General features: G+C 71.0%; 17 protein-coding genes. 13 read left to right on the forward strand and 4 right to left on the reverse strand.

The genetic code is table 11. The features are described from left to right. Window positions 1–24: 24 nt before the first annotated feature. The 4 genes from QO011_RS27870 to QO011_RS27885 form a co-directional block, all read right to left on the reverse strand. Window positions 25–1,641, reverse strand: a complete 1,617-nt coding sequence (locus QO011_RS27870) for a DUF4384 domain-containing protein (protein WP_307279562.1) — start codon at window positions 1,639–1,641, stop codon at window positions 25–27. 1 nt (window position 1,642) lies between these two features. Further along, window positions 1,643–3,244, reverse strand: coding sequence for a caspase family protein (locus tag QO011_RS27875; protein WP_307279565.1), 1,602 nt, complete (start codon window positions 3,242–3,244; stop codon window positions 1,643–1,645). Window positions 3,245–3,322: 78 nt separating this feature from the next. After that, complete coding sequence (locus QO011_RS27880; RefSeq protein ID WP_307279568.1) at window positions 3,323–4,243, reverse strand: c-type cytochrome; 921 nt, start codon at window positions 4,241–4,243, stop codon at window positions 3,323–3,325. A gap of 112 nt (window positions 4,244–4,355) precedes the next feature. Beyond that, a complete protein-coding gene (locus tag QO011_RS27885) occupies window positions 4,356–4,784 on the reverse strand; it encodes a c-type cytochrome (RefSeq protein WP_307279569.1) in 429 nt (142 codons plus the stop codon). A 260-nt stretch (window positions 4,785–5,044) separates the two neighbouring features. Between QO011_RS27885 and QO011_RS27890 the strand changes: the two genes are divergently transcribed. From QO011_RS27890 to QO011_RS27950, 13 genes are all read left to right on the forward strand, one after another. Further along, a complete protein-coding gene (locus tag QO011_RS27890) occupies window positions 5,045–6,370 on the forward strand; it encodes a L,D-transpeptidase family protein (protein ID WP_307279571.1) in 1,326 nt (441 codons plus the stop codon). Window positions 6,371–6,506: 136 nt separating this feature from the next. After that, a complete protein-coding gene (locus QO011_RS27895) occupies window positions 6,507–7,493 on the forward strand; it encodes a sugar phosphate isomerase/epimerase family protein (RefSeq protein ID WP_307279574.1) in 987 nt (328 codons plus the stop codon). A gap of 24 nt (window positions 7,494–7,517) precedes the next feature. Further along, entirely contained in the window at window positions 7,518–8,375 is an 858-nt protein-coding gene (locus QO011_RS27900; protein ID WP_307279578.1) for a MurR/RpiR family transcriptional regulator, read from the forward strand. A 6-nt stretch (window positions 8,376–8,381) separates the two neighbouring features. Next, window positions 8,382–9,254, forward strand: a complete 873-nt coding sequence (locus tag QO011_RS27905) for a PfkB family carbohydrate kinase (protein WP_307279581.1) — start codon at window positions 8,382–8,384, stop codon at window positions 9,252–9,254. Window positions 9,255–9,458: 204 nt separating this feature from the next. Then, complete coding sequence (locus QO011_RS27910) at window positions 9,459–10,220, forward strand: GntR family transcriptional regulator (RefSeq protein WP_307279583.1); 762 nt, start codon at window positions 9,459–9,461, stop codon at window positions 10,218–10,220. 48 nt (window positions 10,221–10,268) lie between these two features. Beyond that, on the forward strand, window positions 10,269–11,618 hold the full coding sequence (locus tag QO011_RS27915) for an ABC transporter substrate-binding protein (RefSeq protein WP_307279587.1): 1,350 nt from the start codon (window positions 10,269–10,271) through the stop codon (window positions 11,616–11,618). Between the two features lie 84 nt (window positions 11,619–11,702). Next, on the forward strand, window positions 11,703–12,647 hold the full coding sequence (locus tag QO011_RS27920; protein ID WP_307279590.1) for a carbohydrate ABC transporter permease: 945 nt from the start codon (window positions 11,703–11,705) through the stop codon (window positions 12,645–12,647). Next, window positions 12,644–13,468, forward strand: a complete 825-nt coding sequence (locus tag QO011_RS27925; RefSeq protein WP_307279592.1) for a carbohydrate ABC transporter permease — start codon at window positions 12,644–12,646, stop codon at window positions 13,466–13,468. Before QO011_RS27920 ends, QO011_RS27925 begins: the two co-directional genes overlap by 4 nt. Beyond that, window positions 13,465–14,508 (forward strand): alcohol dehydrogenase catalytic domain-containing protein, encoded by a 1,044-nt coding sequence (locus QO011_RS27930; protein ID WP_307279594.1) that lies wholly within the window; start codon window positions 13,465–13,467, stop codon window positions 14,506–14,508. The genes QO011_RS27925 and QO011_RS27930 overlap by 4 nt, the downstream gene beginning before the upstream one ends. A gap of 19 nt (window positions 14,509–14,527) precedes the next feature. Continuing rightward, window positions 14,528–15,328 carry a class I fructose-bisphosphate aldolase gene (locus QO011_RS27935; protein ID WP_307279597.1) on the forward strand — a complete coding sequence of 267 codons (801 nt, stop codon included), beginning with the start codon at window positions 14,528–14,530 and terminating at the stop codon, window positions 15,326–15,328. 13 nt (window positions 15,329–15,341) lie between these two features. Beyond that, window positions 15,342–16,769, forward strand: coding sequence for an FGGY family carbohydrate kinase (locus QO011_RS27940; RefSeq protein ID WP_307279599.1), 1,428 nt, complete (start codon window positions 15,342–15,344; stop codon window positions 16,767–16,769). Then, window positions 16,756–17,868, forward strand: coding sequence for an ABC transporter ATP-binding protein (locus QO011_RS27945; RefSeq protein WP_307279601.1), 1,113 nt, complete (start codon window positions 16,756–16,758; stop codon window positions 17,866–17,868). Before QO011_RS27940 ends, QO011_RS27945 begins: the two co-directional genes overlap by 14 nt. Before the next feature lie 39 nt (window positions 17,869–17,907). Next, window positions 17,908–19,608, forward strand: a complete 1,701-nt coding sequence (locus QO011_RS27950; protein ID WP_307279603.1) for a dihydroxyacetone kinase family protein — start codon at window positions 17,908–17,910, stop codon at window positions 19,606–19,608. The last annotated feature ends 99 nt before the right edge of the window (window positions 19,609–19,707 follow it).

Consider the following 19,707-nt stretch of genomic DNA (forward strand, 5'->3'; position numbering starts at 1 on the left):
TTCTCCTGGCGATCTTTCTTCGCCTCAAGGAATGATCTCGTAGGGAAGCGTCGCGAGCGAGCGTCCCACCGGCTTGGTATTCTCCTGGACCGTCTCGGCACCCGCCGGTGTGGCGAGGCTCTGGGCAAGCTCCGGGAGAAGACTCGCGTTGACCTCGTCCTGCGGGATCACCTGGATCTGGCGCGTGACGAATTTCCGCGACAGCTTCAGAGGATCGACCGCAACCAGGGCCAGCACAGTGCCTTTGGTCACAGAGGTCGCATCGAAGCGCATGCCGTAGGAGGGGTCGGGCACGGTGACGGCATGGCCGGCGAGAATCCGGCCGTCCTTGGCACGCTTGTCCGAGATGGCGTTGGGGAAGAGCTGCACCACCTCGCCCTCGTCCGAAACCGACAGCAGGACCAGGAAGCCGTCATGGCCTGAGGTGACGCGGAAGCGGATGTCCTGCGTGCCGAGCCTGACCGGCGAGCGCGGGATCTGCTCGAGCCTGACGTCGTCCGACGGCCTCGCGCCGAGAATGTCCATCACCTTCTGCGGCGTGATCTTGCCGGTGTTGAGGGCGTCTCCCGCCTGCAGATCCGGCGGGGCCGTGCCGGTGACGGGGTTCCTGGCCGCGACCTTCAGCGCCGCCCCCTCCCCCGCCAGGCCGGGCGTCAGGCCCATCTCGCAGCGGCCGGCATGCCGGCCGCAATAGTCCGCCGAGCGCTCGCGCACGTAGTCGAGCAGCTCCTGGTTGGAGATCACGCCGTCGTGGTTCAAGTCGGCGAGACCCTTTTCGATGCCGTCGGCAAAGGCGGCGGTGAAAACGCCATGATAGTCCGGACCGGCGTCCTCGTCGATGAGGGCGAGCTGGGTCGGCGAGACCGCGGACCAGGTGACGAGGTCGATGCCGGCGGGCGGCGGCGGCGGATCGGCGGCCGCCTGCTTCTCCTCGGCCACGGCGGCCTCGACCACGATGGAGCGCGTCGTCCCCTCGATCTGCGGCGAGCGGGCGGCGGGATTGCCGCCCCCCGAGGCTGCCTCGACGGTGATGGCGCGCGTCACGGTGCCGGACTGGGAGGAATCGATCACGGCCGTCACGTGCCGGCCGGCCAGCGCGGCGAAGGCCGCATCCATCTCGTCGGCCGTGAGCATGCCGCCGAAGCTGAGATCCGTGCCGCTGCCCTTGGGAACGACGTCGAAAGGCAGCAGGGCCTGCCGCGCCTTGCCGTCCTGCCGGGAAAAATAGCCCTGGCCGGCATAGTAGAAGAACACCCGCTCGCCGGGCTTGGCGCCGCCGAGCCAAGTGCGCAGGCCGTCCAGCACCGCCGCCTTGGTGGCCGCGCCGTCGCGCAGCACCTTGATGTCGCCGCCCCCGTAGCCCAGCGCGCCGGTGAGCATGCCCTGGATGCGCGCCGCGTCGGCGGCGGAGGCGCCGGCGAGGCGGAAGCTCAGCCGCGCGTCCTGGTAGGTGTCGAGCGCGACGACCAGCGCGCGGTCGGCGCGGGCCGGCGAAGCCAGGCCGAGCAGGCCGAGGCCGGCGGCCAGACACAGGCTCGCGGCGCGGACCAGGCGCCCGACCGGCGCGGCGCCGCGGCGCGTCCCGGGAGCTGCGAGCCCGCCCTCGCGGCGGCGGCCGATCCGGCCCGGGCGCGTGTTCATGCTATCCTCCGCCGCTGGTGAAGACGTCGGCGATGCCGACCGAGACGGCCTGGCCCGAAAGGGCGTTCTTCAGCACGTCCGGCAGGTCGGCGGCCGCCTGCGGGCTGGTCAGCCCCTTCAGTGCGGCGTGCAACTCGTCCAGCGGCTGGTCCGACAGGATGGCGATCAGATGCTCTGAGCCGAAGGGCGGGTCCCTGACCTGCAGCGGCAGCGCGAAGCTGCGCCCCCGCCAGTCCTGGTCGTGCTCGGCCTTGGAGACGGGGTAGAGGAACTCGACCTTGCCGTTCGGCGGCAGGTTGAACAGCGTCATGTAGGGGTGCGGCGACTGGCCCAGGGCCACAGCGAGCTTCTCGCCGCGCCGATAGGTTCGCGGCCCGCTGGCGACCTCGAAGGGCAGCGCGCTCGTGGTGGCGGCCTTGAGCATGGCGATGGCCCGCCACTTGGCGACGATGCCGGGCAGGCCGTCCGGAGCGACGTTCTCGGCGACGATGCCGGCGACGCGCTTTTCCACCGTGCGGGCCGCGAGGTCGTAGACCAGGTCGGCGGCGCCCTCGTCGGCGACCACGGCCGCGCCCTGGACCTGCGCCGGGCCCTGGCCGCCGCGATAGGCGAGCAGGAGCGGCAGATCGCCGGCCGCCACGACGACCGGCGGCGCGTCGGGCTGCTTGGCGACCGGCTGCACCGGCTGGGGCGGAGCGGCGCGGGTGTCGAACACGGACCGTGCCCGGCTCACCGGCGGGAAGGACTGCGGCACCTGCTGGCTGTCGGTCTTCTGCTGCACGGTGGCGCGGATGAAGGCGACCAGCTCCTTCTCGGTGGTGACGCCGTCATGGTCGGCGTCGGCAGCCCCCTCCAACGCCCGGGCGAAGGCGTAGGACAGGGCCCCGCGCGGCTGGCCGTCGATCTGCACCTCCGGCACCAGGCGCTCGTCGGAGACGCCGGCCAGGAAGGTGACGTCGTCGTTGGGCGCGATCCGCTCGGAGACCTCGGGCGCGGGCGGGGCGAACTTGAGCAGTTCCGTGCGATCGATCTTCAACTTCGGCGCGGCCCGATAGGTCAGGCCGAGCGAGACGGAGCGGTACATGGTGCCGGAATGGCAGGCATCGGCGACGAAGACGACGTGCACCTTCCTGGCCGCCGCCTGCTGCAGCCATTCCGCCACCTCGTTGTCGACGATGCGCTCGGCCAGGCCCGGGCCGTCGAGCCCGTAGTTGGCGAGCGGGAAATTCTCGTCGAGCCCGTCCGGCTCCTCCGGGTCGCCGGGCCGCGCCGGCTCCTGCGAGCCGTGGCCGGCATAGGTGAAGATCAGGGTGTCGCCGGCCTTGGCCTCGCCGAGCAGGCTTTCCCAGGCCGCGACCACGGCCTGCTTGGTCACCTGCTTGTCGGTGAGCAGGATGGTCCGCTCGGTGCCGAGCCTGGCGAGGGCGCCGGCGATGTCCCTGGCATCGTTCACGGCGCCGTGCAGCGCCGGAATCGGCGCGTCATAGGCATCGATGCCGACGACCAAGGCATAGCGGGCGGCGAGCGCCGGGACCGGCGCGGCGAGACAGAGGGCGAGGGCCGCAGCGCCGGCCAAGCGCTCCCCGATGGACAGTCGCCTCACTCGCGTCCCTCTCCCATCCGGTGATCCGCTCGCTGTCCTCACGTTCGAATCTCCGTATGGCGGTGTCAGCCGGCGCGGCTATTTGGCCTTCGGTGCCTTGCCGGGTCGCGGCGGCAGAGACGCGATATAGGTTGCGATCGCCAGGCGGTCGTCGTCGGAGAGCCGGCTGGTGTTCTCGATCACCTCCCGCATGCTGCCGCCGGCCGAATCGAAGTCCGGCGTCAGGCCGGTCTTCAGGAACTCGGCGATGTCGGCCGCCTTCCAGTTGGCCAGGCCGTCGGCATGCGGAGTGATGTTGGGCACCCAGCCCTTGCCTTCGGGATCAGGCCCGCCGGCAAAGCGCTCGTCCCCCTTGATACCGCCAAGTGGGTTCCTCGGGCTGTGACATTCGGCACAGTGCCCCGGCCCTTCGACGAGATAGGCGCCGCGGTTCCAGACGGCGTCCTTGCTCGTGTCGGGCACGAAAGGCCGCTGGTCGAGGAACAGGAGCTTCCAGCCGCCGAGCAGGCGGCGGATGCTGAAGGGGAAGGGTATGTCGTGCGGCCTGGACGGCGTCGCCACCGCCGGCAGCGTCTTGATGTAGGCGTAGAGGTCGCGCACGTCCTCCAGCTTCATGCGCTGGTAGGAGGTGTAGGGCAGCGCGGGATAGAGATGCTCGCCCGCCCGCCCGACGCCGCGCTGGAGAGCATTGACGAAGTCGAGCTCGCTCCAGGCGCCGATGCCGTTCTGCGGATCGGAGGAGATGTTCGGGGCGTAGAAGGTGCCGAACGGCGAGCCGAGCGCCAGCCCGCCGCCGAGCTGGGTGCGGTCCTTCTGGCCGGGCGTCTGGTGGCAGGCGGCGCAGCCGCCGATGGTGAAGATGGTCGCGCCATTGGCGAGATCGGGCTTGTAGTCCGCCGTCAGGGCCGAGGCGGGAATGGTGGACGGGATCGTCACCACGTAGAACACGCCCAGGCCGATCACCGCGAGCACCAGGAGGGCGCCGACGATCTTTCTCATGCTTCGAGCTCCCCGGACCGGACGTGTTGGGGAGCGGCCGTCCCGCGCCCGCCTGAAAACGGCGAACGCGCCGGACGAAGGCCCCGGCGCGTTCGGATACCCGGAGGGCGGCTCAGCCCTTCTTGATGCGGTACGTGCCGTGGCAGGTGCCGCACTCGCCGGTAAGGGTCTTGAAGGCAGCGGCGAAGCTCGCCGTGTCGGTGGTGGCGGCCAGCGCCTTGGCGTCGGTGCCGAGCTTGGCGAACTCGGCGGCGAAGCCGGCCTTGTCTTCCCAGATCTTCGGCGCGGCAGTGGTGTCGTTGCCGGTCTTGGAATCGTCGGGGAACAGGGTCGGCATCTTGGCCGCCGCGTTCTCGTAGACCGCAGCGATCTCCTTGGCCTTGGCCGCGTCGAACGGGGTCTCGCCCTTGGCGATGCCCGTCGCCGTCTTGGTCGCGGCGGCGACGCCCTTCATGATCGCCTGGCGATCTTCGATCGGCCCGGCGAAGGCGACAGTGGCGCCGAAGGCGACGAGCACGGCGGCAGCGGCGAAACGTCTCATATGGCGATCTCCCTGGATAACCTTGGGGCAAGATAGCAGCGCGTTTTAACAAAACTCGCAAGAGCGTTTCTTGCAAGTGTTCCAGACAGAAACGTGACAGGGTGTTTGGAGCAAATCACACATGCGCGAGAGAGGACGGCCGCGGCTCGGCCATGCAGGCCTGCGCCGGATTCCTCGGCGCAGGCCTGCATGGTTAAGCCGCGGTTCACCATCCCATTCTAGGCTCGCGCCGATCGAACCCCGTGTTCCAGGCGTAACCCATGCGTATCGCGTTGCTTCCGCGCCTCCTCCTCGCCGCCGTGCTGGCCGCCGCCTTCGCTCCCTCGGCCGGCGCCGAGGACAGCCATCCCGCCTTCACCCCGGACACGGCCGCGCAGACCGCGCGCGCCCTCGCCCGATACCAGCAGATCGCCGCCGACGGCGGCTGGCCGGCGCTGCCGGCGAACGCGGCCGGCCTCAAGCCGGGCGCCAAGGGCCCGGCCGTGGCCAAGCTGAAGGAGCGCCTGGCCATCACGGGCGATCTCGACGAATCGGAATCGACGGGCGACGATTTCGACGAGGCGACGCGCCAGGCGCTGCTCCGGTTCCAGGAGCGGCACGGCCTCTCCCTCACCGGCACTATCGGCCGGCTGACCTTCGCGGCGCTGACCGTGCCGGTCGAGACGCGGATCAACCAACTCAACATGACGCTGGCGCGCCTGCAATATGATCGCTTCCCCTTCGCCCAGCGCTATGTCGTGGTCAACATCCCCGGCGCCGCCGCCGAGGCGGTGGAGAACGGCACGGTGGTGCGCCGCTTCACCGCCGTGGTCGGCCGCAAGGACCGCCAGTCGCCTGTCGTCGCCGCGCAGATCAAGTCGGTGAAGATGCTGCCGGACTGGACGGTGCCGGAGACGCTGATCCGGGAAGACATCATGCCGAAGATGCGGCAGGACCCGGGCTTCCTCGCCGCCTCGCACATGCGGGTGCTGAGCTGGAAGGGCGTCGAGCTCGACCCCGCCACCATCGACTGGAGCGGCGCCTCGCCGATCACCTACATGATCCGGCAGGATCCCGGACCGGACAATTCGCTCGGCTTCCTCAAGCTCGACATGCCCAATGTCCATGCGGTCTACATGCACGACACGCCGCACCGCGAGCTGTTCCGCAACGACGTGCGCTTCAACTCCTCCGGCTGCACCCGCATCGCCGGCGTGCAGGACCTCGCCGCCTGGCTGATGCAGGGCACGGAATGGACCGGCCAGGCGATCCAGGCGCAGATCGATTCCGGTGAGCCGAAGACGGTGCCGCTGCCCAAGCCCGTGCCGGTGGCCTGGGTCTACTTCACCGCCTGGGGCACGCCGGACGGGCTGGCGCAGTTCCGCGACGACGTCTACGGCCTCGACACGCCGGAGGGCGTGGCGCAGTCGCGCATCTACGGCCCGCCCAAGACCGCTCCCGACGCCGGGACGCCGGCGGCGACCGGGCCGAAGCCCCCGGCCGCCGGTCCGCAGGCGCCCGTGGCGGCCGAGCCCAAGCCCGCCGCCGAGCCGAGATCGGCGGCCGCGGCCCCGAAGCGGCCGGTGACGCTGGCGGAAACGCAGTAGCGGGGACCGGCCCCCAGGGACGCGGCATCGGCGCCTGGAGCGACATGGCGCACTTTACTGATTGACTAAAATCAGTAAAGTGCGCGCCATAAATCCATCGAGACAGCCCGTCACCGACGCTCCAGAGGTCTTCGAGATGCCGGACCACGCCTTTGCCGCACGCCTCAACTCGTTTCGGGCCGGAGCAACGGATTACTGGAGAGGAAAGTCCGGTAAAGTCACGACCTTCGACCTGATCGCGCGCGCCGCCACGGTCGACGGCCTCGGGGCGGTCGATCTCAACTATCCCGACCATCTGGAAGGCACCACCGACGGCGCGATGGCGGCGCATCTGCGCGACTGTGGCCTGGCGCTCAATGGCTATGCCATGCGCTACTACACCGACCCCGCCTTCAAGATCGGCGCCTTCACCAATCCCGACCCGGCGGTGCGGCGCAAGGCGATCGACCTCACGCGGCGCGGCATCGATTCGATGCGCGCCGCCGGCGGCCGGGTGATGACGCTGTGGCTCGGCCAGGACGGCTTCGACTATTCCTTCCAGGCCGACTACCGCGCCCTCTGGGACATGGAGGTCGCGGCGATCCGGGAGGTCGCCGCCCATGATCCCGCGGTCGACGTCAGCATCGAATACAAGCCCAACGAGCCGCGCGCCTTCGCCGTCCTGCCCGATGTCGCAACCACCCTGCTGGCGGTGCGGGAAGCGGGCGCGGCCAATCTCGGCGTGACTCTCGACTTCGCCCATGTGCTCTATGCCGGCGAGATGCCGGCCTATGCCGCCGCCCTGGTAGCGCGACACAGCCGCCTTCTCGGCGTGCATCTCAACGACGGCTATGCCCATCGCGACGACGGGCTGATGGTCGGCGCGGTGCATGTGCAGCAGACCATCGAACTCCTCGCCGCCCTGGACGGCATCGGCTATGACGGCGTCCTCTATTTCGATACCTTCCCCGACGTGTCCGGACTCGACCCGGTGGCCGAATGCGCCGCCAACATCGCCGCCGTGCGCGCCATGCTCGGGGTGGCGGGGCGCCTCAAGGCCAGCCCGGCCCTGGCCGAGGCGGTCGCCCGCCAGGACGCGGTCGCCGGCCAGAGGCTGGTGCAGGCGGCGCTGTTCGGTGCCTGACGGGCACGCGAGACGAGGCAGGCCATGAGCGCTCCGACCGACCCGCGCGCCGTGGGCCCGCGCATCCGGATGATGCTGCCGGAGCTCTCCGCCTTCGAGGCGCGCATCGTCGACTATCTCCTGCGCAGCGAGCTCGACGAGAGGCTGCCGCTGAAGCAGGTGGCGGACCGCGCCGGCGTGTCGGAGGCGATGGTGGTGAAGACCGCCAAGAAGCTCGGCTTCGACGGCTTCCGCGAGCTCCGGGCGGCGCTGGCCGAGTACAAGCGCCTGCCGGCCGTCGACCTGCACCGCGAGGTGACGCCCGAGGACACGGCGCAGACCATCGTGCAGAAAGTGTTCCGCACCGCCATCCAGGCGCTGGAGGAGACGCTCGCCATCCTCGACATCGCCGCCTTCGAGAAGGCGGCGGACCTGATCCACGCCGCCCGCCAGCGCGACTTCTACGGCCTGGGCGGCTCGGCCCAGATCGCCCGCGACGTCGCGCACAAGTTCCTGCGCATCGGCATCCGCGCCGCCGTGTTCGACGATACCCACATGATGGCGATGTCGGCCAACCTGCTCGGCCCGGGCGACCTCGTCGTCGCCTTCTCCCACTCGGGCCGCACCGCCGGCCTCGTCGACGCGGTCCAGCTCGCCAAGGCCAACGGCGCGGCCGTGATCGCCATCTCCAACTACGACAGCAGCCCCCTGGCGACCCTCGCCGACGTGGTGCTGTGCTCGACGGCGCAGGGCTCGCCGCTGACCGGCGAGAATGCGGCGGCGCGCATCGCCCAGCTCAACATCATGGACGCGGTGTTCGTGGCCGTGGCGCAACGAGGCTATGCCCGCGCCGAGGAGAATCTGGCACGCACCATGGCCGCGGTGCAGGGCAAGCGGAGATAGGCTGACATGGCGGCGTTCGACATCATCGTGTGCGGCAGCCTGCATCTCGACATCCGCGTGGAGGCGAGCCGCCTGCCGCGCCTCGACGAGACCGCGGTCGGCCGGGCCTGGGCGGAGGTCTGCGGCGGCAAGGGCGGCAACCAGGCGGCGCAGGCAGCGCGGCAAGGCGCCCGCACGGCGATGATCGGCCGGGTGGGCCGGGATTCCTTCGGCGAGAAGCTTCTTGCCCATCTCGACCGGGCCGGCGTCGACCGCCGGGCAGTCGAGACCGACGAGGGCGCCGGCTCGGGCATGAGCGTCGCCATCGTCGAGGACGGCGGCCAGTACGGCGCGGTGATCGTCTCGGGCGCCAACCTTTCCATCGCCCCGGACGGCGCGGCCGCCGCCTGGGACCGGCTCGGCGGCGCCCGCGCCCTGGTGCTGCAGAACGAGGCGCCGCATGCGGTCAACGCCGCCGTGGCGCGGGCGGCCCGCGCCGCCGGCGCCGCCGTCATCCTCAATGCCGCGCCGGCCCGCCCGCTCGGCGAGGATCTCCTCGACCTCGTCGACGTGCTGGTGGTCAACCGCATCGAGGCGGAGATGCTGACCGGCCTGCCGGTGATCGGCAGGCCGGGCGCCAGGGCCGCGCTGGCGGCGCTCGGCGCCGGGCGGCGGAGCGTCGTCGTCACCCTCGGCGGCGAAGGCCTGGTGGCGGCTGGGGCGGGCGAGACGCCGTTCGAGCTCGCGGCCGAGCCGGTGACCGTGGTCTCGACCCATGGCGCCGGCGACTGCTTCGTCGGCGCCCTCGCCGGCCGCCTGGTGGCGGGCGAGGACCTGCGGCAGGCCTGCGCCTTCGCCAACCGGGCTGCGGCAGCCTTCGTGTCCCGGCGTCGGGACTGAACGAGCTTCCGGCACCGGCCCCGGTCGCTCCCGCGGATTCGGCCGCGCTGCTCTGCGCGCCCTTCGCGCAGGCGCTGCCCCGCGGCGGGCTCGATGACCTCGCCCGTACCCCGTCGGCCACCTGTCCGGGAAAAGGGGTTGCAATTGGCCGCACGGTCGGTATTGTACGTACAAGACGTACCGTACTGAACGAGAGACGATCCCTTGACCGCCGACACCATCGATCGACAGTCGCCGGAACCGTTCTATCTGCAGCTCTCGCGGCTGGTGGAGCGGGCCATCGATGCGGGCGAGTTCACCGTCGGCGATCGACTGCCCGGCGAAAGCGAGCTCTGCCGGCGCTACGACCTCGCCCGCTCGACGGTGCGGGAGATGCTGCGCAACCTGGAGGAGCGCGGCCGCATCAAGCTGGTGCCGCGGCGCGGCGCCTATGTGATCGACCCCGACCGATCGGGGTGGGTGCTGCAGGTCACGGCCGGCTTCTTCGAGGGCGAGGTCGACCACAACAAGCGCAAGGTCGAGACCGTCGTCCTCGAAGCCAAGCGCTGCGCTTTCCCCGAGGCGCCCGCCGCCGCCCTCGGCCTGCAGCCCGGGCAGGAGGGCTTCCTGCTGAAGCGCCTGCGCAGGCTCGACGGCGAGCTGGCGCTCTACTCGGAGAACTTCCTGCTGCCCGAGCTCGAGAACGTGGTCCGCGGCAGCGAGGTGATGGAACCCCACGGTTCGTTGAACCGTGTCCTGAGCGCGGCGGGTTACGGGATCTTCGGAGCGCGGCGCAGCGTCGAGGCGGTTCCGGCGCCGCCCGCCGTCGCCAAGCGGCTGGAGGTGCCGGCCGGCTCGCCCCTGCTCCTGGTCACCTCCGTGTCCTGGGGCCGGGATCAGCAGCCCTTCGACTTCTACACGTCCTGGGTCCGCACCGACGTCGTGAAGATCACCGTCGAGGCGCAGGCCGCGCTCGACGAGAGCTGAACCAAGCAGACCCGGCCTTCGCCGGGCCCAACAGCAGGGGAAACGACCATGACCATGTCATCACGGGCACCCGCCGCGGCGGTGCTCCGAACGATCGCGCTTGCCGTCACGCTGGGGAGCGCCGCCGCCCAGGCCGAGCCGGTGACGCTGACCGTGGCGCTCGCCGCCAATCCGCAGATGCAGACGGCCGCACAGCTGATCGACAATTTCTACGCCGGGAACCCCGACATCAAGGTCAAGTTCCAGATCCTGCCGGAGAACCAGCTGCGTCCGACCGTGCTGAAGGACGTGGCCACCAATTCCGGCCAGTTCGACGTGGTGATGATCGGCGCCTATGAGGTGCCGCTCTGGGCCCAGAAGTCCTGGATCCTCGACCTCAGCAAGGAGTTCGTGGCCGGCGACCAGGGCTGGAACGTCGACGACCTCGTCACCCCGATCAAGGACCTCGTGTCCTACAAGGGCGACCTCTACGCGACGCCGTTCTACGGCTCCTCCTCCTTCATGTTCTACCGCAAGGACCTGTTCGAGAAGGCCGGCCTGACCATGCCGGAGGTGCCGACCTGGGACGAGGTGGCCGCGTTCGCGGCCAAGCTCGACGACAAGGCGAACGGCGTGTCCGGCATCTGCCTCAGGGGCATCCCGGGCTGGGGCCAGAACCTGGCGCCGCTGACCACGGTGATCAACACGTTCGGCGGGCGCTGGTTCGACGAGCAATGGGCCCCGCAGCTCTCGGCGCCGAAGACCAAGGAGGCGATCCGCTTCTATGTCGACCTCCTGAAGCAGCACGGCCAGCCCGACGCCGCCAAGGACGGCTGGCAGGAATGCCTCCAGCTCTTCACCCAGGGCAAGGCGGCGATGTGGTACGACGACACCGTCTTCGCCGGCCCCGTGCTCGACCAGGCCTCGCCGGCCGTGAAGGGCCATGTCGGCTTTGCCATGGCGCCCGTGAAGGCGACGAAGGGCTCGGGCTGGCTCTGGGCCTGGGGCCTGTCGATCCCCAAGACCAGCCGCCACCCGCAGGAGGCCTGGAAGCTGATCGCCTGGCTGACGAGCCAGCAATACATCAAGCTCGCCGGCGAGAAGGCGGGCTGGGGCACGGTGCCGCCCGGATCGCGCCAATCCACCTATGCGATCCCGGACTATGTGAACGCGACCAAGGACTATGCCGCGCTCACCCTCAAGTCGATCAACGGCGCCAATCCGCTGAAGCCGACGGTCGATCCGGTCCCCTATACCGGCGTCCAATACGTCACGATCCCCGAGTTCGAGCAGATCGGCGACTTCACCTCCCAGCAGATCGCCGGCGCCATCAGCGGCCGGAACACGGTCGACGAGGCCATCGCCACCAGCGAGGCGAAGATCAAGGAGATCATGGAGGACGCCGGCTACGGCAAATAGGCCGACGCCCCTTCGCCCGGGGCGCCGCGCCTCCCAGCGGCGTCCCGGGACCTTTCCTCACGAGCTCGGCCGCGGGACCATCGCATGTCGTCCATCACCTTGCCGTCCTCGGCGCACAAGCGCACGAACGGCCACGCCGGCCGGCCGGCTTCACGACGATCGGCCTGGGCCAGGCGCCTGCCGCTTCTGCCGGCCCTGCTGTTCGTCGTCGCCGTCACGCAGGTCCCCTTCGTCATCACCGTCTACTACAGCGTGCAGCGCTGGAACCTCGTCTCGACGAATGCGCCGCGGTTCGTCTGGTTCCGCAACTTCGTCGCCGCGGCGGGCGATGCCGTGTTCCTCGGCGCGGTGGTCAACACCGCCGTCATGACCGGGGCGACGGTGGTGCTCTCCATCGTCTTCGGCGGCCTGCTGGCCCTCGGCCTGCAGCGTGATTTCGTCGGTCGCGGCCTGGCCCGCACCCTCGCCATCACGCCGTTCTTCGTCATGCCGGTCGCGGCCGCCCTGTTCTGGAAGACCGGCTTCTTCGATCCGACCTTCGGGCTGCTCGGCTGGCTGACGGACGAGATGGGCCTGGGGCGCCTCAACTGGATCAGCGAATATCCCCGGCTCTCCATCATCATCCTGACGACCTGGCAATGGTCGTCCTTCGCCCTGCTGATCCTGCTCGCCGGCCTGCAGTCCTTCCCGACCGAGGTGACCGAGGCCGCCGCCATCGACGGCGCCGGCCGCTTCTATGTCTTCCGCCGGCTGACCCTGCCGCATCTGCGGCCGTTCATCGAGCTCACGGCGCTGCTCACCTCGATGTATGTGCTGGAGAATTTCGCCGCCATCGCCATCCTGACGGCGGGCGGGCCGGCCTACGCCACCACCAACCTGTCCTACTACGTCTATCTCGAGGCCTTCTCGGCCTTCGACCTCGGCCGTGCCTCGGCCTTCGGCGTCATCACCCTCGCCATCGCCATCCTGATGGTCATGCCGATGCTCAAGGTGGTCTCGGGCATCTTCCGGGAAGGAGGCCGGTCGTGAAGCGGCATCGCGGACGCCGGTCCTTCGACGCAGTGCTGAGCGCGCTGACCTGGCTCGGCGCCCTGGCGATGTTCGCGCCCGTCGCCTGGATGGTCACGACCAGCTTCAAGACGGAGCAGGATGCGGTCAGCTACCCGCCGAGCCTCCTGTTCCAGCCCACCCTGGAGCACTACCGCCGCATCTTCGAGAACGATTTCGCCAGCTTCGCCTGGGTCTCGGTGCTGGTCACCGGCCTCTCGACCGCGCTGGTGATCGGGCTCGCGGTGCCAGCGGCCTATGCCCTCACCGTGCGCCCGGTGCCGAAGTGGCGGGACGTGCTGTTCTTCTTCATCTCGACCAAGATGATGCCGATCGCCGCCGGCATCGTGCCGATCTACCTCGTCGCCCGCAGCCTCGACCTGCTCAACACGCCGGCCGTGCTCATCATCGTCTACACCTCGATGAACCTGCCGCTGGCGATCTGGATGATCCGCTCCTTCATGGCGGAGATCCCTGCCGAAGTGTTCGACGCCGTCAAGGTCGACGGTGCCGGCGTCTGGCGCGAGCTCGTCGCCATCATCGTGCCGCTGATCCGCCCCGGCCTCGCCTCGACGGCGCTGCTGTGCGCGATCTTCGCCTGGAACGAGTTCTTCCTGGCCGTCAACCTCACCTCGACCGTCAGCACCCTGCCCGTCTTCCTGCAGAAATTCCTGAGCTTCGGGCAGCTCTACACCGCGCAGGTCGCGGCCGTGGCGACGCTGATCAACGTCCCCGTCGTCCTCGCCGGCTGGCTGGCTCAGAAGAGCCTGACCCGCGGCCTCACCTTCCGAGCCGTCCGATGAGCCTCCACTCCCTGTTCGATGCCGCCGGCCCCGCCTCGCCCGGCGGGCGCATGCGCGCCGTGCGGATCGGCGAGGACCATGCCGTCGCCATCGTCGAGACCGCGGTGCCGCATCTGGCCGAGGGCGAGATCCTGGTGCGGCCGGCGGCCTGCGGCATCTGCGGCACCGACCTGCACATTCTGCGCCACGGCTTTCCCGGCACCCGCTATCCCGTCACGCCGGGCCACGAATTCGCCGGGCACGTCGTGGCCGTCGGCCCGGGGGTGGGACATGTCCGCGAGGGCGACTTCGTCGCTGTCGACCCGAACGTCGTCTGCGGCCATTGCCGCTGGTGCCGGGCGGGCCGGCCGAACCTCTGCCTGCAGCTCCAGCCCATCGGCGTGGCGCGGCCCGGCGCCGCCGCCGAATTCGTGGCAACGCCGGCAAGCAATGCCGTCGTGGTCCGCGAGAGCCTGGGCGCCGGCGTGGCGGCCCTGATCGAACCGCTGGCCTGCGCGCTTCACGCGGTCAACTCAGCGCAGGGCGTGAAGGACAGGAGCGTGCTGGTCCTCGGCGGCGGCACCATGGGCCTGCTGATCGCCATCGTGTCCGAGGTGCTCGGCGCCGGCCGCGTCACCCTGTCCGACCCGGCGCCGGCCAAGCATGCGGTCGCCCGGCGCGCCGGCATCGCCGACGTGGTCGAGCCGGGAGCCCTCGGACCGGATTGCCACGACGTCGTGTTCGAGGCCGCGGGCGTTCGGGGCGCCCTGGAACAGGCGATGACGCTGGTGGAGAAGACCGGCGTGCTGGTCCAGGTCGGCGTGCACGACGAGGACGCGACCGTCGGCTTCAATCCCTTCACGATCTACGAGCGCGAAATCCGGATCATCGGCTCGAACTCGTGCGCCGGCAAGTTCCCCGCCGCGGTCGACCTCATGGCCGACATCCGCGACCGCGCCGCCGTGCTGCTCGGCGAAAGCTTCCCCGTCTGGGACTTCGCCATGGCCGTCGACAGCATGGTCGCGGGCCATGCCGTGAAGACCCAGCTTCGTTTTTCCTGATCGCAATTGCCCAGAGGAGATGGCCTTGGCTAACCGTTATTCGACCAATTACCGCATGAACCGCGTCTTCCGCGAGGACCGCGCCGCGCTGATCGTGCCGATCGACCATGGGCTGGTCTGGGGCCGCGTGCCCTCGCTCGAGGCGCCGGTCGCCGTCATGCGCCGTTTCATGAGCGAGGACATCACCGGCTTCATGGTCTCGACCGGCATCGTCAAGCAGTCCGAGGTCGACATGGCGAAGGCGCCGGCGCTGGCGCGCGTGCTCGCCATCGATGCGTTCTGGCCGACCAGCGCCCCGGCCACGGGCACCGGCACGCTGGTCGCCAGCGTCGAGGACGCCGTCCGGCTCGGCGTCGACTGCGTCAAGCTGCTGCTGCCGTGGAACGTCGACGACGCGGAGAAGGTGCTCTACTGCAACCGCATCGGCAGCGTCGTCTCCGAAGCCTCGAAATGGCACATGCCGGTCATGGTCGAGCCGGTCTTCCTGGCGGCGCCGCGCACGCCCGAGATCATCGAGGCGGAGCTGGAGGTCGCCCGCATCGGCTACGACCTCGGCGCCGACATCATCAAGATCACCTTCCCCGGGCCGGATGCGACGGCCAAGCTCTGCGCCGAGCTCGACATTCCCGTGGTCGTCGCCGGCGGTCCGCTCAGCGGCGACAGCGCCTCCACCCTGCGCGACGTGCAGGATGCGATCGCGGCCGGGGCCCAGGGCGTCGTCGTCGGCCGCAAGGTCTGGCAGCGCCCGGCCGAGGAAGCCGCGCACGTGATCGCCGAGATGGCGAGCATCACGCGCAAGCACTATTCGCGGCGCTGGTAGCGGACGGCTCGCCATGGCCGGCCTGGTCTGCGGCATCGATATCGGCAGCACCAACCTCAAGGTGGTGATCGTCGACGAAGCGGGACGCGCGGTGCACAGCCGCGCCGTGCCGACGCCGCGCCGGCCGGACGGCGCCGGCGTCGCAACGGACGCGGCCGAGCTCGTCGCGCTCCTGGAAGCGATGGTGATCCAGGGCTGGCGGGAGGCCGGTGCCGGCCGGCCGCTGCTGGCGATCGCATCCGCGGGGGTGGGCGAGGACGGGATCGGGGTCGGCCCCGACCTCGCGCCCACCGGCTTCGCCCTGCCCTGGTTCGATGCGCGGGCGGCCGCCGAGGCAGGCCGGCTGCGGCGATCGCCGGCTGCCACCGCCCGCGCCGGCATCGCCATCGCGGCCGATCGCACGGCAGCGAAATGGTCGTGGCTCCGGCGCCATCGGCCCGGCGATCTCGCCGATGCGCGATATTGGATCGCCCTGACCGACTTCCCCTCGGTCTGGTGGTCCGGCCGCCCCTTCATGAGCGCGACGCTGGCGCCGCGGACCGCGTGCTACGACGTCTACGGCCGGCAATGGATCGAGCCCCTGCTCGCCGCCGCCGGCGCGCCGCCGCTGCCGCCCCTGCTCGAAGCCGGTGCGATCGTCGCCGGCGTGCGGAAGGGACCGCTGCGCGACAGCGGAGCCGCCTCGGCCGAGACCCTGATCATCGCCGGCGGCCACGACCATCCCATTGCCGCCGGCACGATCCGGCGGCTCGCCCCGACGGCACGCGTCGATTCGATGGGAACCGCGAACCTGGTCTATGGCGAGGCGCCGGTGCCGACGCTGCCTCGCCTCGACCCGTTCCTCGCCCTGTCGCTGCCGCCGTCCGGCGCGCCCGGCGTCGCCTGCCTCGGCGTCATGGAATTGAGCGCCGCCCTCGAGCCGGCCCGCCGCGACCCCGCGCTCTTCCGGGAGGTGCTGGCGGCACGGCGCCTGCCCGGCCATCCGCCGGAGTCGATGGCCGATGGCGCTCCCGACGCCGTCGTCGCCGTGCGCCGCGCCCTCGAACGGGCCAGCCTGCTAGCCCGCCGCCTGCTGGCCGCGCTGGACGAGGCCGGCGCGCCGGCCGGCCCGATCCATGCGACCGGCGGCTGGGCGCGCTCGACCGGCTTCCTGGAGCTGCGCGCCAGCATTTTCGGCTGCCCCATCCATGCGGTCGAGGAGCCGGAGCTCACCGCGCTCGGCGCGGCCTTCCTTGCGGCGACGGCGGCGACGGGCGTGGCCCCGCGGCTGGAGGACACGCGCCGGGTCCGCATCGTCGAGCCGGTCGCCGCCTGGTGCGCGCCCTATGACCGCCTGTTTCCCGCCATCCGCCGCGAGCTCGACGCGGCGGTCCTTCGCAGCGATATGCCGGGCTTTCCTTCGCCGGAGCCGGCCCAGAGGAGCGCCCGTGGCCATCATTGAACTCGATCGCCTGTCGAAGGCCTTCGGCGGCGTCAATGCCGTCCGATCGCTGGACCTGACCACGGAGGACGGCGAATTCGTGGTGCTCGTCGGCCCCTCGGGCTGCGGCAAGACCACCACCATGCGGATGATCGCCGGGCTGGAGGGCGCCAGCGGCGGCGCCATCCGCATCGACGGGCAGGACGTCACCGACATGGGTCCGACCGATCGCGACGTCGCGATGGTGTTCCAGAACTATGCGCTCTATCCGCACCTCACCGTGTACGAGAACATGGCCTTCTGCCTGCGCGTGCGGCGCTGGAGCAAGGCTCGGATCGACGAGCAGGTGCACCGCACGGCGAAAGCCCTCGGCATCGACGAGCTGCTGCAGCGCAAGCCTGCCGCCCTGTCGGGCGGCCAGCGCCAGCGCGTCGCGCTCGGCCGCGCCATCGTGCGCGAGCCGCGCGTGTTCCTGATGGACGAGCCCCTGTCGAACCTCGACGCCAAGCTCCGGATCGAGATGCGGGCCGAGATCGTCAAGCTGTGCCGGCGCCTGAAGGTCACGACCTTCTACGTCACCCACGACCAGCTCGAAGCCCTGACCATGGGGCACCGCATCGTGGTGATGCAGGGCGGCGTGGCCCAGCAGATCGACACGCCGCAGAAGATCTACGACGAGCCGGCGAACCGTTTCGTCGCCGGCTTCATCGGCTCGCCGCCGATGAACTTCCTCGACGCCGGCCGGACGGAGGGCGGCGCGACGCTGCAGGGTCCCGGCTTCCGGCTGCGGGCCGGGCCGCGGGTGACGGCGGCGCTGCGCGAGCAGGCCGGCCCCGTCGTCGCGGGCATCCGGCCCGAGCACCTGCGCCCGGCCGAAGGACCGGACGGCGCGGCCGAAGGACCGGACGGCGCGGCCGGCTCGATCACCGGCCGGATCGAGATCGTCGAGCCGCTGGGGTCCCAGGTGATGATCCAGATCGCCACCGACAGCGGCCTGGTGACGGCCCAGTTCGAGCGTCGCGACGGCCTCGCCGTCGGCAATCCGATCACGCTTGCCCAGACGCCCGACATGCTGCACGTCTTCGATGCCACGAGCGGGCGGTCCGTCCTGGCATCCTGACCGCTCCGCCGTCCCTCCCCGCAACCGGTCGCATCCCCCATGAAGAAGCTGATCAACCATCCCCTCGAGGTCGTCCGCGACATGCTGGAAGGGGCCGTGGCGCTGGCGCCGGGCCAGGCCCTGCTCGCCGACGAGGCCGTCGTCGTCCAGGCCGGCCTCCCCGGGCCGCCGCAGCGGGCCGTCGCGGTCATCTCCGGCGGCGGCAGCGGCCACGAGCCCGCCCATGCCGGCTATGTCGGCGATGGCATGCTGACGGCGGCGGTCGCCGGCGACGTCTTCACCTCGCCGAGCAGCGACGCCGTGCTGGCGGCGATCCGCGCCACGGCCGGACCAGCGGGCGCCGTGCTGGTCGTCAAGAACTATACCGGCGACCGGCTCAACTTCGGGCTGGCGGCGGAGATGGCGCGAGCCGAAGGCATCCCGGTCGAGATCGTCGTGGTCGCCGACGACGTCGCCTTGCGCGACACCGTCGAGGAGAGCCGGCGCCGCGGCATTGCCGGCACCGTCCTCGTCCACAAGGTCGCCGGCGCTGCGGCCGCCTCCGGTGCCGGCCTCGCCGACGTGGCCGGGCTGGCACGCGCCGCCGCCGGCGATATCGGCTCGATGGGCGTGGCGCTCGGCTCCTGCACGCTGCCGGCGGTCGGCCGCCCGAGCTTCTCGCTGGAGGCCGACGAGATCGAGCTCGGTCTCGGCATCCATGGCGAACCGGGCGTCGAGCGCACCGGGATGGCCGGGTCGGCCGCCTTGGTGGAACGCCTGCTGACCGCGATCGTGGCGGATCGCAGCGTCTCCCCTGGCGCGCGCGTGGCCCTGCTGGTCAACGGCCTCGGCGCCACGCCGCCGATGGAGCTGGCGATCGTGGCGAGGGACGCGCTGCGTGGCCTGGAGCAGCGGAGCATCGCGGTCGAGCGGGCCTGGTGCGGCACCTTCCTGTCCGCCCTCGACATGCCCGGTTTCTCGCTCTCGCTGATGCGGCTCGACGATCGGCGGCTGCAGCTGCTCGACGCGAGGACCGATGCCCCCGCCTGGCCCGGCGGCGGCAAGCTCAACCCGGCGCCGATCGTCGCGGTGGCGCCGGAGCGCGACACCTCGCCTCGTTCGGCCGACGACGGCCCGAGCGCCCCTGCCTCACCGATCCGCACGGCGGTGATGGCCGCGGCGCAGGCCCTCATCGGCGCGGAAGCTGCCCTGACCGAGCTCGACGCCAAGGCCGGCGACGGCGACCTCGGGGCGAGCCTGGCGCGCGGCGCGGCCGCCGCCATGGCGCTGCCCGCGACGGCATGGACCTCGCCGAGCACCGCCCTCGTGAGCCTCGGGCACGCCCTGCGCCGGGCCATCGCCGGCAGTTCCGGGCCGTTCTACGCCACCGCGCTGCTGCGGGCGGCTCGCCAGCTCTCCGACGTGCCGGACCCGGCCCCGGGCGACTGGGCCGCGGCGTTCACCAGCGCCGTGGCCGCCATCTCGGACCTCGGCGGCGCCAAGCCCGGGGACCGCACGATGATCGATGCGCTCGATCCGGCGGCCGCGGCGTTCCGCTCCGCGATCGCGGCCGGGCAGGCGCCGGGCGACGCCTGGCGGCTGGCGGTCGCAGCCGCCGGCGCGGGACGGGACGCGACGGCCGGGATGCAGCCCCGGCTCGGCCGCGCGAGCTATCTCGGGGCGAGGGCCGTCGGCATCCCCGATGCGGGCGCCGCGGCCGTCGCCTGCTGGATGGAGGCGCTCGGGCCGCACATCCGCTGAGCCGCGGGGGGCGGCCACCATCCGCACCGGTTGCCGTCGGCGTCATGGAAGCGTGATATGAGGAGGCTAACCGTCCCGGCGGGGGGCGGCTCGATCCGT

This window comes from Labrys wisconsinensis (assembly GCF_030814995.1).
Lineage (GTDB): Bacteria > Pseudomonadota > Alphaproteobacteria > Rhizobiales > Labraceae > Labrys > Labrys wisconsinensis.